10 protein-coding genes are annotated in these 12,769 nt (G+C 63.9%); all 10 read right to left on the bottom strand.

The window, feature by feature from the left end:
• Positions 1-34 precede the first annotated feature (34 nt).
• The 10 genes from MPZ60_RS03175 to MPZ60_RS03130 all read right to left on the bottom strand — a co-directional run bounded on the left by MPZ60_RS03175 (position 35) and on the right by MPZ60_RS03130 (position 12,624).
• Positions 35-2,896, bottom strand: a complete 2,862-nt coding sequence (locus MPZ60_RS03175; protein WP_034357287.1) for a nitrate reductase — start codon at positions 2,894-2,896, stop codon at positions 35-37.
• A gap of 191 nt (positions 2,897-3,087) precedes the next feature.
• Positions 3,088-3,486, bottom strand: a complete 399-nt coding sequence (nirD, locus tag MPZ60_RS03170; protein ID WP_034357284.1) for a nitrite reductase small subunit NirD — start codon at positions 3,484-3,486, stop codon at positions 3,088-3,090.
• 23 nt (positions 3,487-3,509) lie between these two features.
• Positions 3,510-5,978: a nitrite reductase large subunit NirB gene (nirB, locus tag MPZ60_RS03165; RefSeq protein ID WP_034357679.1), complete on the bottom strand. Its 2,469-nt coding sequence runs from the start codon at positions 5,976-5,978 to the stop codon at positions 3,510-3,512.
• Positions 5,947-6,333 (bottom strand): hypothetical protein, encoded by a 387-nt coding sequence (locus MPZ60_RS03160; RefSeq protein ID WP_131324689.1) that lies wholly within the window; start codon positions 6,331-6,333, stop codon positions 5,947-5,949. The genes nirB and MPZ60_RS03160 overlap by 32 nt, the downstream gene beginning before the upstream one ends.
• Positions 6,334-6,345: 12 nt before the next feature.
• Positions 6,346-7,158: an ABC transporter ATP-binding protein gene (locus MPZ60_RS03155; protein WP_034357282.1), complete on the bottom strand. Its 813-nt coding sequence runs from the start codon at positions 7,156-7,158 to the stop codon at positions 6,346-6,348.
• Positions 7,159-7,268: 110 nt separating this feature from the next.
• Positions 7,269-8,261: a nitrate ABC transporter permease gene (gene ntrB, locus MPZ60_RS03150; RefSeq protein ID WP_034357280.1), complete on the bottom strand. Its 993-nt coding sequence runs from the start codon at positions 8,259-8,261 to the stop codon at positions 7,269-7,271.
• A gap of 26 nt (positions 8,262-8,287) precedes the next feature.
• On the bottom strand, positions 8,288-9,562 hold the full coding sequence (locus MPZ60_RS03145; RefSeq protein ID WP_034357277.1) for a CmpA/NrtA family ABC transporter substrate-binding protein: 1,275 nt from the start codon (positions 9,560-9,562) through the stop codon (positions 8,288-8,290).
• Between the two features lie 259 nt (positions 9,563-9,821).
• Positions 9,822-11,147, bottom strand: coding sequence for a nitrate regulatory protein (locus MPZ60_RS03140; RefSeq protein ID WP_242607095.1), 1,326 nt, complete (start codon positions 11,145-11,147; stop codon positions 9,822-9,824).
• 6 nt (positions 11,148-11,153) lie between these two features.
• The gene (locus MPZ60_RS03135) at positions 11,154-11,528 is read right to left on the bottom strand and encodes a DUF2809 domain-containing protein (protein WP_238585627.1); all 375 of its coding nucleotides are present in this window, start codon (positions 11,526-11,528) and stop codon (positions 11,154-11,156) included.
• Positions 11,529-11,592: 64 nt separating this feature from the next.
• A complete protein-coding gene (locus tag MPZ60_RS03130; protein WP_034357269.1) occupies positions 11,593-12,624 on the bottom strand; it encodes a tripartite tricarboxylate transporter substrate binding protein in 1,032 nt (343 codons plus the stop codon).
• Between the last annotated feature and the right edge of the window lie 145 nt (positions 12,625-12,769).

Raw genomic sequence — 12,769 nt, 5'->3', positions numbered from 1 at the left:
CTGGCCTTTCATATGCATTGCCGGACATCAAAATCTAGGAGGCAACCGGCAGGGCTGCCGACTGCGGTGCAGACGTCGCATGTACCAGTTGTTTGATTTTGGGAATACAGGAGCCGCAGCGCGTGCCGCAACCCAGAGAAGACTTGAGCTGCGCGAGCCGATCGTCGGCGGAGCCCTCGCAGATGGCCAGCGCCGAGCTGATGCTGGCCTCATCCACATTCATGCAGGCACAGATCTGCGGCGACCGGGCCGGCATGGCGGCTGGTGGCCTGGCACCCGAGGACAGCAGCAGGCGCCCATAGCTTTGCACCGATTGTTCGTCGCGCAGTACCGGCCCCAGCCAGCGGCCGGCGCTGGCATCACCACAGAGCAAAAAGGCATCGAGCCTGGGCTCCTCGGTCTGCCGGCCTATCGCCATGGCCCGGCTGCATTGGCGACGCGCGTCGGCATAGCGCATGGCCTGCGGGCCATCGAGCTGCAGCAGACCATGCAGCCGCGCCAGCACCTCGGCGCTGGGCTGCGCATAGGCCGCCGCGCGGAACTGCACGCCGGTGCGGCCCTGATCCGCTTGCTCCAGCGGCACGGCGCGCCCGAACAGCACGCAGCTGGCGAAGTCGAACTCGGCCATCAATTCGGTCAAAGCCTGGCGAACCGACTGCACCTGCTGTTCATCCAGCCATGCCATGCCCAGACAAGTCCAGGGCAGCTCGGCCTTGAGCAGCTTGACGGCCACATGCTTGAGCTCGGGCTGCTTGGAGCGCGGGCAGCGCTCGGGCGTGGTCAGGGCGTTGACGCCCGCAAGCCGCTGCCCCTTGGAGCCCAGACCGCTCAGATACATGCTGCCCCAGTGCATGGGCAGATAGAGCTGTGCGGGCTGCAAGCCCGGGTCCGCCTGCACGGGCAACACGATGGCGCCATAGCGGTTGGACAGGTGGACCAGGTCGCCGTCCTTCAGTTGCAGCCGCTGCATGTCCTGAGGGCCGACCTGCAACTGCGGTTCGCTGACATGGGCAAACAGGCGCCCCAGCTGGCCGGTGCGCGTCATGCCATGCCATTGATCGCGCAGGCGGCCGGTGTTGAGGCTGAACGGATGTCGCGCATCGCGCGGCACGGCCGGCGCCTGCCAGGGCTGGGCATCAAAACGTGCGCGCCCGTCATCGGTTGCAAAGACTGCGTCGCCATACAGACGCTGACGGCCCTGGCTGGCGCCTTGGGGCATGGGCCATTGCTGGGGTCCCTTGACCTCCAGCAACGGCCAGCTCAGACCCGTGATATCCAGATCGCGCCCGCGTGTGGACTCGCGATGCTCGTTCCAGATGGCTTCGGCACCCGCGTCGGCATTCGCAGTGTCATAGGGAAACAGGGTTGGCAGCGAGGGCCGCAGATGCTGCTCCAGGCGCCGCGCCAGCTGCACGCCTATCTGCCAGTCATGGCGTGCCGCCCCCGGCGCGACCACTGCAGCGCGCACCCGCGAGATGCGCCGCTCGCTGTTCGTGACCGTGCCCAGCTTCTCGCCCCAGGTGGAGGCAGGCAGCAGCCAGTCGGCATAGGCCGTGGTCTCGGTCGCTGCAAAAGCCTCCTGCACCACCACCAGCTCGGCGCGCTCCAGCGCCCTGCGCACCATGGCCTGTTCGGGCATGCTCTGCGCGGGATTGGTGCAGGCAATCCACAAGGCCTTGATCTGCCCGTCGGCGGCAGCCTCGAACATCTCCAGCGCGGACTTGCCGGGCTGCGCGGGAATCGACTCCACACCCCATAGCTGCGCCACTTCGGCCCTGTGCCCTGCGTTGGAAAGATCGCGATGCGCGCTCAGCAGATTGGACAGTCCGCCCACCTCGCGCCCGCCCATGGCATTGGGCTGGCCCGTCAACGACAGAGGCCCCGCGCCAGGCCTGCCGATCTGGCCTGTCGCCAGATGCAGATTGATCAGCGCAGCATTATTGGCCGTGCCGCTGCGGCTCTGGTTCAGGCCCTGGCAGTACAGGCTGAGCGATGGACGACGCGCGTCCGTCGGCTCCTCGGCACCACCCAGTGCCATCCAGCTCGCCGCCCGGTACAGGTCCGCCACGGGCAGGCCGCAGACGGCGGCGACCTTCTCTGGCGTGGCTTCGCGCACCAGCTCCTTGAGCTGTGCAAAGCCGCTGGTGTGCTGCGCGATGAAGGCGCTGTCCGTCCAGCCCTCCCACAGCATGATGTGCAGCAGGCCATGAAACAGCATCACATCGCTGCCCGGCTGCAGCGGCAGATAAAGATCGGCCAGCTCTGCGGTCTCGGTGCGGCGCGGATCGGCCACGATGATCCTGAGCTGCGGATTGCGGGCCCTGGCCTCCTCCACACGCCGGAACAGGATGGGATGCGCCCAGGCCATATTGCTGCCCGTGATGAACAGGCAGCCGGCCAGATCTATGTCCTCATAGCAGGCCGGTGGTGCATCGGAGCCCAGCGTGGCCTTGTAGCCAGCCACGGCGCTGCTCATGCACAGGCGCGAATTGGTGTCGAGATTGTTGGTGCCCAACAAGCCTTTGACCAGCTTGTTGAAGACGTAGTAGTCCTCGGTCAGCAACTGGCCACTGAGATAGAAGCCCAGTGCATCGGGCCCATGGGCGGCGCGAATGCCGGCAATGCGCGCCGCCAGCTCGTCCAGGGCCTGATGCCAGCTCGCGACCTGCGGCGCGGATGTCCGCTGCAGCCTGCGCATGGGCTGCAGCAGACGGGCCTGCTGGGCATAGGCGGGCGCGGCCGTCAGATGCAGGGTGCTGCCCTTGGTGCACAGACGGCCCAAGTTGGCAGGATGCTCGGGGTCGCCGCGCACGCCGGTAATCTGCAGGCCATCGGACTCGATGACCACGCCGCAGCCGACACCGCAATAGGGACATGTGGACTTGGTTTCTTTCATGGCGTCACCAGAGAGAGGCCGCGGCGTTCAGATTCACTCCTACGCGGGCCGCCGCAACGCGGACCGCCGAAGGCGAGTCCGCAATAGGGACAGGTGGATCGGGTCTCACGCATGGCAGACTTTCAGTGAAATTGCGCCGCAGCGCCCGGCTATCAAGCGCATGCTGCTACTCGATTCATAACTATCAGACGCTAGGCCGCAGCACAGCCGGACCTGGCTGCGCAATGCGCAGGACCGGCATGCGGGCGGGTCTGCTCCAGGGCACGGCTGGCCAGTTCGTCGGCGCGCAGCTGCACCTCGCCGTCCTGCACACGCACGCTGAAATAAGGCGTGCAGCCCTCATCGGGCGCCGCCGCCTCGCCGGTGCTGAGCGCAATCGTCCAGTTGTGCAGCGGGCAGGCCACGCTGCGCCCGAACACAATGCCTTGCGACAGCGGTCCGCCCTTGTGCGGGCAGCGGTCCAGCAGCGCGAACACCTCGTCGTCGGCATTGCGGAACACGGCCACATCCAGACCTTTGGCCCGCGCCACGCGGCGGGCCCCCTGCACGGGGATGTCGTCCATCGTGCAGATAGAAATCCATTCGCTCATTTCTGGCTCCTCGGTGCTTGTGATCAGACGCTAGCGCTTTCGGTTTGCGCAGCCATCAATGGCTGGAACTGGCGCGTATCCACGGACGCCTTGTCGGTTTCGAACCAGGGATCGGGCTCGCCGTCCAGTGCAAACTGCAGCTGCTCCCACAGCGCCCTGCGGCCCTCGGCATCGTCAAGGATGCGGCGCTTGACATAGTCCAGACCCACGCGATTGATGTAGTGCACCGTGCGCTCCAGATACCAGCCTTCCAGCCGGTACAGCTGCATGAAGGCGCCCGTGTACTCCATCACCTCTTCGGCGGTCTTGAGCTTGGTGAAGAAATGCGCCACCTCGGTCTTGATGCCGCCGTTGCCGCCCACATACATCTCCCAGCCCGAGTCCACACCGATGATTCCCACATCCTTGATGCCGGACTCCGCGCAGTTGCGCGGGCAGCCGCTGACGGCGAACTTCACCTTGTGCGGGGCGTACATGCGCCACATGGCGCGCTCCAGGTCCTTACCCATCTGGGTGCTGTCCTGCGTGCCCATGCGGCACCATTCGCTGCCCACGCAGGTCTTGACCGTGCGCAGCGCCTTGGCATAGGCATGGCCGCAGGGCATGCCTATATCGTTCCAGACGGCCTGCAGGTCCTCCTTCTTCACGCCCAGCAGATCGATGCGCTGACCGCCCGTGACCTTCACGGTAGGGATCTGGTATTTGTCCACCACATCGGCAATGCGGCGCAGCTCGGAGGCCGTGGTCTCGCCGCCCCACATGCGCGGAATCACGCTGTAGGTTCCATCTTTCTGGATGTTGGCGTGGCTGCGTTCGTTGATGAAGCGGCTTTGTGGGTCGTCCCTGGCTTCCTTGGGCCAGGTGCTTACAAGATAGTAGTTGACGGCCGGGCGGCAGGAGGCACAGCCATTGGGCGTGCGCCACTCCATGAAGCGGAACACCGCATCGGTGCTCAGCAGCTTGTGCTCAGCGATCGCGTCGCGCACGGCCTGGTGCCCGTGGTCGGTGCAGCCGCACATGGCCTTGGTCTTGGGGGCCGCCGAGTAGTCGCCGCCGGCCGTGAACATGATGATTTGCTCCACCAGTCCCGTGCAGGAGCCGCAACTGGCACTGGCCTTGGTGTGCTTGCGCACATCATCGAGCCTGAACAGGCCCTTGTCCTTGATGGCCTTGCAGATCGCGCCCTTGGTCACGCCGTTGCAGCCGCAGACCTCGTCGCCGTCGGCCATGGCCGCAGCTTTGCTCTGCCCCTGGTGGCCGGTGTCGCCGAGATTGGATTCGCCAAACATCAGCTTGTCGCGGATATCGGCCACGCTGCGGCCCTCGCGCAGCAGCTTGAAGTACCAGCTGCCGTCCACCGTGTCGCCGTACAGGCAGGCACCGACCAGCTTGTCGTCCTTGATGACCAGCTTTTTGTAGACCCCCGCATAGGGGTCGCTCATGAGAATTTCCTCGGTATCGCCGCCGCCCTGGAAGTCGCCTGCAGAGAACAGATCGATGCCCGTGACCTTGAGCTTGGTCGAGGTCAGCGAACCCAGGTAGCGGCCGATGCCGAACTCCGCCAGATGGTTGGCCAGCACCTTGCCCTGCTCGAACAAGGGCGCCACCAGCCCGTAGGCAATGCCTCGATGTGCCGCGCATTCGCCCACGGCATAGATGCGAGGATCGGTCACGGTCTGCAGCGTATCGCTGACCACGATGCCGCGGTTCACATGCAGATGCATGGACTCGGCCAGTTCGGTGCTGGGGCGAATGCCCACGGCCATCACCACCAGTTCGGCCGGGATCTCGCTGCCGTCCTTGAAACGCACGGCACGCACGCGGCCGTCTGCATCACCCAGCAGCTCCTGGGTCTGCGCCTGCATGCAGAACTGCATGCCGCGCTCGGCCAGCGATTTCTGCAGCATGCGGCCCGCCTGATCGTCGAGCTGGCGCTCCATCAGCCAGTCGCCGACATGCACCACGGTGACCTGCATGCCGCGCTTCATGAGGCCGTTGGCCGCTTCCAGTCCTAGCAGGCCACCGCCGATCACCACCGCATGCTTGAGCGTCTTGGCCGCCTCGATCATGGCCTCGGTATCGGCGATGTCGCGGTAGGCCAGCACGCCCTCCAGGTCCTTGCCGGGAATGGGCAGGATGAAGGGCTTGGAGCCTGTCGCCATGATCAGGCGGTCGTACTCGGCGCTGGCGGTCTCACCCAGGGCATTGACCGCATGTACCATGCGCCGGGCTCGGTCCACCGCCGTCACGGTATAGCCGGCGTGCAGCAGGATATGGTGGTCCTGGTACCAGGACCAGTCGTTGAGCACGATATCGCCGAGCGTCTGCTCGCCGGCGAGCACGGGCGACAGCAGAATGCGGTTGTAGTTGGGATGCGGCTCGGCGCCGAAGACCGTGATGTCGTACAGATCGGGGGCAATGGCCAGCAGCTCTTCCAGCGCGCGCACGCCCGCCATTCCGTTACCAATCATGACCAGTTTGGATTTTTTCATCTGAGTCCCCGTGGGCTTGCGAAAAAGGCCTTCCGCGCAGAACCGCTGCATTTGGCAGCAGCACCTCCAAAAAGGCGCTTGTGTCCTGAAACGGCCCGGCAACAAAAAAGACGTCTGCATGCTTCATGACTTGCATGAGCATGTAGACGTCTTTGTCTTTTGGGTTGTGGTCCAGCCTTGCACCATCACCCTGTGGCCGACCTTGGCCACGATTGAGAACATGCAATTGCCGTGCCAGCTCTGCCATCTCGCGGAATGCGGCAGGCAAGAAAGAGATGCACCATCTTTGTGCCTGTTTGCCGCTTTGCTGTGCACCAAACAAACATGGCGCCCCAAGGCGCCATGCAGCAGACATCGAGGCCAGGACTCAGGCCGCCTTCTCCACGTGGCCCTGGCGCGTGTAGAGGAAGTCGATCACCGCCTTGCGGTAGCTTTGATACCGGGCATCCTCGGCCAGCTCCACCCGGCTGCGCGGGCGTGGCAGTGCCACATGCAGCACCTCGCCAATCGTGGCAGCGGGACCGTTGGTCATCATCACGATCTTGTCGGACAGCAGTACGGCCTCATCCACATCGTGCGTGACCATCACCACCGTGCTCTGGGTCCGAGCCACGATCTCCAGCAACTCGTCCTGCAGCTTGGCACGCGTCAGGGCATCGAGGGCACCGAAGGGCTCGTCCATGAGCAGCACCTGGGGCTCCATGGACAGGGCACGCGCAATGCCCACGCGCTGCTTCATGCCGCCCGAGATTTCGCCGGGGCGCTTTTGCGCCGCATGGCTGAGGCCCACCATGGCCAGCGCCGCATCGGTGCGCTGCGCCAGCTGTGCCTTGCTTTCGCACTTGCCGAAGACACGCTCCACGGCCAGGTGCACATTGCCCCAGCAGCTCAGCCAGGGCAGCAGCGAATGGTTCTGAAAGACCACCGCACGCTCGGGGCCTGGGCCCTTGATTTCCTTGTTGGCGCACAGGAGTGCACCGCCCGTGGGAATGGTCAGACCGGCAATCAGATTGAGCAGCGTCGACTTGCCGCAGCCCGAATGCCCGATGAGACTGACGAACTCGCCCTTGGCAATGTTCAGATTGATGTCACGCAGCGCGGGAAACAGGCCCTTGGCGGTCTTGAAGGTCTGCTCCACCCCGTGGATCTCGATGTACTTGGTGCTGAGAGATGTATGCATGAGGTACTCCTTGCTTTTTTCCGAGGCCACCGTGGCGCCGGCTTTGCCGGGCCACCGGTGGTGCCCCCCTTGAGGGGGTGACGCGCCCGAAGGCGCGGCTCAGGGGTGGGTTAAGTCTTGACCTCTTCAAACGTAAAGGCCGAAGCCAGCTTGACCAGGGCCCACTCCAGCACCAGGCCCACGATGCCGATCACGAAGATGGCGATGATGATGTTCTTTACGTTGAGGTTGTTCCACTCGTCCCAGACCCAGAAACCTATGCCTACTCCGCCCGTCAGCATCTCGGCGGCCACGATCACCAGCCAGGCCGTGCCCACGGCCAGGCGCACGCCCGTCAACATATAGGGCAGCACGGCTGGAAACAGAATGGTGGTGGCGATCTTCCACTCCGACAGATTGAGCACGCGCGCCACATTCATATAGTCCTGGGGCACACGCTGCACGCCCACGGCGGTATTGATGACCATGGGCCAGATCGAGCAGATGAAGATGGTCCAGATGGCTGCCGGATTGGCTCCCTTGAACACCAGCAGGCCGATCGGCAGCCAGGCCAGCGGCGAGACCGGGCGCAGCAGACTGATCAAGGGATTGAACATGCGCGACAGAAAGCCGAAGCGCCCGATCACAAAGCCCAAAGGGATGCCGACCAGTGCCGCCAGACCGAAGCCCAGGGCCACACGCTGCAGCGAGGACAGCACATTCCAGCCCACGCCCTGGTCGTTGGGCCCGTTGCGGTAGAAGGGATCGCTGAACACCTGCAGGGCCTGCTCCCAAGTCTCGGCCGGGGTCGGAATGCTCTTGCCTGTGCTGCTCGATACCAGCGACCACAGCCCGACCAGCAGCGCCAGCCCCAGCAGCGGCGGCAGGACCTGAGCAAATAGCTGTTCAGCCCATTGGCGCAAGCGGCTGGGTGCCACCGCAACCGGAGCCGTGACTATCGCTTTGGGTTTGATATCTTTTTGCACTTCAGCCTTTACAAGTTCTGTGCCAGCCGCTATCTCTTTTGAGGTTTCGAGCAGCGCATCATTGGCCGCCTGGGCTGCCAGTTGCGGATCGTGCGGGGGATCGAGTTCGAGCGGTGAGTGAAGTACGGCACTGACCATGATGGTTCTCCGTTAAGGTGGCGGCCTCAGGCGGCCTTGATCTTGAAGCTGTCGGCGTACTGGGCAGGGTTCTTGCCGTCCCAGACCACGCCGTCGATCAGCTTGCTGGTGCGCAGCACATCCTTGGGCACGCTGACCTTGAGCTGGCTTGCCGCCTGCTGGTAGAGGTCGATGCGGTTGATCTGCCTGGCCACGGCCAGATAGTCGGGATGGGCCTTGAGCAGCCCCCAGCGCTTGTGCTGGGTGAGAAACCACATGCCGTCCGACAGATAGGGGAAGTTCACGGCCCCGTCGTTGAAGAACTTCATGTGGTTGGGGTCGTCCCAGGTCTTGCCCAGGCCGTTCTGGTAGCGGCCCAGAATGCGCTGGTTGATGGCGTCCACACTGGTGTTGATGTACGACTTCTGGGCCACGGTCTCGGCCATCTTCGTCTTGTTCTGCAGGCTGGCGTCAATCCAGCGGCCGGCCTCGAGAATCGCCATCATCACGGCGCGGCAGGTGTTGGGATTCTTCTGCGCGAACTCGCCCGTGGTGCCCAGCACCTTCTCGGGGTGATCCTTCCAGATGTCCTGCGTGGTGTTGGCCGTGATACCGATGCCGTCCATGATGGCGCGATGGTTCCAGGGTTCGCCCACGCAGAAGCCATCCATATTGCCCACACGCATATTGGCCACCATCTGGGGCGGCGGCACGGTGATCAGCTTGGCCTCGGATAACGGATTGATGCCCGCAGCCGCCAGCCAGTAATGCATCCACATGGCGTGGGTACCGGTGGGGAAGGTACCGGCAAACGTGTATTCGCGCTTTTCCCTGGCCATGACCTTGGCCAGACTGGCTCTGTCGACCGCGCCCTTGTCGGCAAGGGCCTTGGACAGCGTGATCGCCTGGCCGTTGTTGTTCAGGCTCATGAGCACGGCCATGTCCTTCTTTGGCCCCCCCACACCCAGATGCAGGCCGTAGACCAGGCCGTAGAGCACATGGGCGAAGTCCAGCTCGCCGTTGACCAGCTTGTCGCGCACGCCGGCCCAGCTCGCCTCCTTGCTGGGGACGATCTTCACGCCGTATTTCTGATCGAAGCCCAGCACCGAGGCCATGACCACGCTGGCGCAATCGGTCAGCGGGATGAAGCCTATCTTGACTTCTTTCTTCTCCGGCGCATCGGAGCCTGCGGCCCAGGCGCCATGGTGACCCAGCGAGCCATAGAGGGCGGCGGCGCCAGCCACGCGCAGAAACTCACGCCGGCCACCGGCAGATACGGGCTCCGGCGTGGGAGCAGTAGACGAAGGGAGGCACTGGCTCATGAGAAAACTCCATCAAGAATCGTGGTGAAGGCGATCCGGAAAACAAAAAGGCGCCCTTCCCTCCTCGGGTGTGAGGAGAAAAGGACGCCGTTGTCCCAGGTCACTCGTAATAACGCTTTAAGCGCGACCGCCTTTGGTCTGCTTGACATCAACAGTCATGCACAAACCATGCCAGACCTTGATCAGAGACGGAGCAGGCTTTGCGCCTCCGGTTTTGGCTCATATTTGGTGCAGCGCAACAAACATCGCGCGGCCAAGGCTATGAATTGGTGCTGCCCGGCAGCAAGTCCACCGTGGCCAGAATGGCCTCGGCCACATCCAGCATGCGCCGGTTCTGGTTCATGGCCGTCTGGCGGATCAGCTTGTAGGCATCGCCCTCACTGAGCTGGCGGTAGTTCATGAGCACGCCCTTGGCCCGCTCTATAGTCTTGCGCTCCTTGAGCGTGGCGCGCGCCTTGTCGATCTCGGTCTGCATGTCCTGCAAGCGCATGGACTGCTCCTGCACCAGCAAGACAATGCTTTTCTCGAGCTGCAACCCGTACGCACCCTCCGCAGGCAAGGAGGCGGCTGACTGCGTGGCCCCCAGAAAGGCCGCAGCCGCTTCGGCACGAGTCCCAGGCTGCGGCTGCATCTCCAGCAGCGCCAGTTGCTGACAGAGCGCTGTACGGGCCTGCTCAAGCTTGCACAGGCATTGCTCCTGCAGCTCATGGACCAGAAATGCCTCAATCTGGTGCATGGCATCGAGCCGGCTGGAACAGGCCTCGAACCACGGTGAGCTCAGGCTACGGTCCAGCAGCACGCCGTCCCCCGCCGTGCAGCCCATTCGACGCAGCCTCTCGATCACCGTCATATCGGGGCAGGCCCCGCATTGCTGCTGCCAGCGCTCCATCCCCGAGGGACTGGCGAAGTCTGCAAACACCTGAAAGCAGCGCTCCTGAGACTCGATCAGATGCAGCCAATGGCGCTGACGCTCCGACTTGCCGACCCCTACGGTAAACGCCGCAACCCCCGTGGCGCGCTCCTGGCCCGCCAGCTCCTTGCCCTGCATGAAATGAAACAGCGCCACCAGCAATTTCGCAATATCGGGATCGCAAGCGCTGTCCGCCGCCTCGAACACCACGGTCAGGCAGGCCGCAATCATGCGGATCAGCGCCTGCGTGCAATCCTCGGCACTCAGCTGCAGCGCATCGCGCCGGCGGCGCAGCAGCGGCAGGGCTTCAAAGCCTTGCAGCGCATTGGCGATCGCGTTGAACAGGCGAGCGCCATGCGCACCCGGCGCCCGCGCACCCAGCTCTTCAAGCGCCAGGCAGACTCGCTCCATGACCCGGTCCACATGCCGGCCATGATCGAGCAGGCTGTGCTGCGCCTGTGCTCCGCCGCTGACCAGAAAGATATTCGAGAGACCGCGCTCTTTCTGCAGCGCATGGACGAGCTCGGACACGCTCGCCACCAGGCTGCTGGCGCGGCTGATCTGCTCCAGCTCGGCAATCTCGCTTTGCCTTGCAGCCACCAGATAGTGCAGAGGCGTTTTCATGGGGTAGTGCTTGTCGTCATGTTGATGCCATGAACGACGAGCACGATTCATGCCATCTCAGGCAAGGCGACGCTGCCGCCTCTGCCAGAGCCAGTCCATCATGGTGCCCACACCGATGCCCACGACGTAGGCCAGCAAATCCAGGGGATCGAAGCCATTGCCCAGAACCAGATAGGCCAGCTTGTTGGCGCGCAGGGCCTGCATCCAGGGGGCCTGATAGAGCTGCAGGAACTCGATGGCAAAGGCGATGACCAGGGAACAGGCCATGAGCTTGCCGCGCGTGATGGCCGGCCGCAGCCAGGCCACGCACAACAGCACCACCCAGGCCCAGAGCGCATCGCCCGGATAATTGCCCAGCACGGCGGGAAAGGGCACATAGCCCCGGCGTGAGGCCAGCCCGATGGCAATGACCGCCGCAATGAGCAGGGTCAAGCCCGCCCGTGAGCGACGCAAGGGCCCGGCAGCGGCCGGATGTATCAACAAGCTGTCGTCCCCTTCAGTCGATATGCGCGCCGGAGTCCTTGACCACCTGCTTCCAGTACGCCAGCTCGGCCGGCAGCATGGCCTTGAAGCTTTGCGGCGTGGACTCCACGCGCTCTGCGCCCAGAGTCTTGAGGCGTTCGGCCATCTCGGGCCTGGCCAGCACGGTCTTGACGGCCTGATAAAGCTTGTCCACCACCGGCTGCGGCGTACCGGCCGGTGCAAACAAGCCGTACCAGCTGGTCACGGCCAGGCCCTTGCCCAGCACGGGGATCTCGGGCGCCAGTGATGTGGGCCTGTCGGAGGCCACACCCAGCACGCGCAGCTTGCCGCTGCTGACAAAAGGCATCACGCCGGGAAAGCTGCCAAAGGTCACCGGTAGCTGGCCGGCCACCACATCGGTGGCGGCGGCCGATGCCCCCTTGTAAGGCACATGCAGCAGGCTCAGGTTCCTCTGCTTTTTCAGCATCTCGCCCAGCAGATGGTTGAGCGTGCCGTTGCCGGCAGAAGCGTATTCAACCTTGCCCGGATGCGCCTTGGCATAGGCCACCAGTTCGTCCAGATTCCTGGCGGGGAAGTTCGGATTCACCACCAGCAGATAAGGCGCGACGGCCAGCTGTATCACGGGAGTGAAGTCCTTGATGGGATCGAACGGCACCCTGGAATAGAGCGCCGGATTGATGGTGTAGGCGCTTTGCGCCGTCACGAGAAAGGTGTAGCCGTCGGCCGCGCTGCGCGCCACCTGGCCCGTGCCCAGATTGCCGTTGGCGCCGGCGCGGTTTTCCACGATGACGGGCTGTCCCAGCGAATTCTCCAGCCCCTGGGCCACGGCACGCGCAATCACATCGTTGGCACCGCCCGGTGCCTGGGGCACGACAAAGGTAATCGGCTTGGCAGGCCAGTTGCCGCCCTGCGCCAATGCTTGCGTCAGAGGAGCCGCCATCACCACGGCAGCCACCGCTGCCAACAGCAGCGAGCGGCGTTGGTTTGCAGAGATAAAAACAGCGTTTCGCGCCATCTCGGTGCGCGCAGCTTCTTCAAACTTCATGGCAATAACTTCCTGTGGTGGTGAACATGGATGCTGCCAGCCCTCCATGCCGGTCTGTCGCACCATGCAACAGGTCATTCTTGCATCGCTCGCAGAGCGGCCTGAACAACACTCACTGTTCGGCCATCGTCTTTGGCAGGGGCTG

The organism is Comamonas sp. 7D-2, assembly GCF_022749555.1.
In the GTDB taxonomy this organism is placed as follows: domain Bacteria; phylum Pseudomonadota; class Gammaproteobacteria; order Burkholderiales; family Burkholderiaceae_C; genus Comamonas; species Comamonas thiooxydans.
Note: the sequence above shows the minus strand (reverse complement) of the source record. Positions and strands in the feature narration are given on the sequence as shown.

Bases quoted from the DNA above. Each gene is read 5' to 3' on its own strand.
- MPZ60_RS03155 (WP_034357282.1), bottom strand. From the start codon at position 7,158: ATGCATACATCTCTCAGCACCAAGTACATCGAGATCCACGGGGTGGAG.
- MPZ60_RS03175 (WP_034357287.1), bottom strand. From the start codon at position 2,896: ATGAAAGAAACCAAGTCCACATGTCCCTATTGCGGTGTCGGCTGCGGC.
- ntrB (WP_034357280.1), bottom strand. From the start codon at position 8,261: ATGGTCAGTGCCGTACTTCACTCACCGCTCGAACTCGATCCCCCGCAC.
- MPZ60_RS03145 (WP_034357277.1), bottom strand. From the start codon at position 9,562: ATGAGCCAGTGCCTCCCTTCGTCTACTGCTCCCACGCCGGAGCCCGTA.
- nirB (WP_034357679.1), bottom strand. From the start codon at position 5,978: ATGAAAAAATCCAAACTGGTCATGATTGGTAACGGAATGGCGGGCGTG.
- MPZ60_RS03160 (WP_131324689.1), bottom strand. From the start codon at position 6,333: ATGTCTGCTGCATGGCGCCTTGGGGCGCCATGTTTGTTTGGTGCACAG.
- nirD (WP_034357284.1), bottom strand. From the start codon at position 3,486: ATGAGCGAATGGATTTCTATCTGCACGATGGACGACATCCCCGTGCAG.
- MPZ60_RS03140 (WP_242607095.1), bottom strand. From the start codon at position 11,147: ATGAATCGTGCTCGTCGTTCATGGCATCAACATGACGACAAGCACTAC.
- MPZ60_RS03130 (WP_034357269.1), bottom strand. From the start codon at position 12,624: ATGAAGTTTGAAGAAGCTGCGCGCACCGAGATGGCGCGAAACGCTGTT.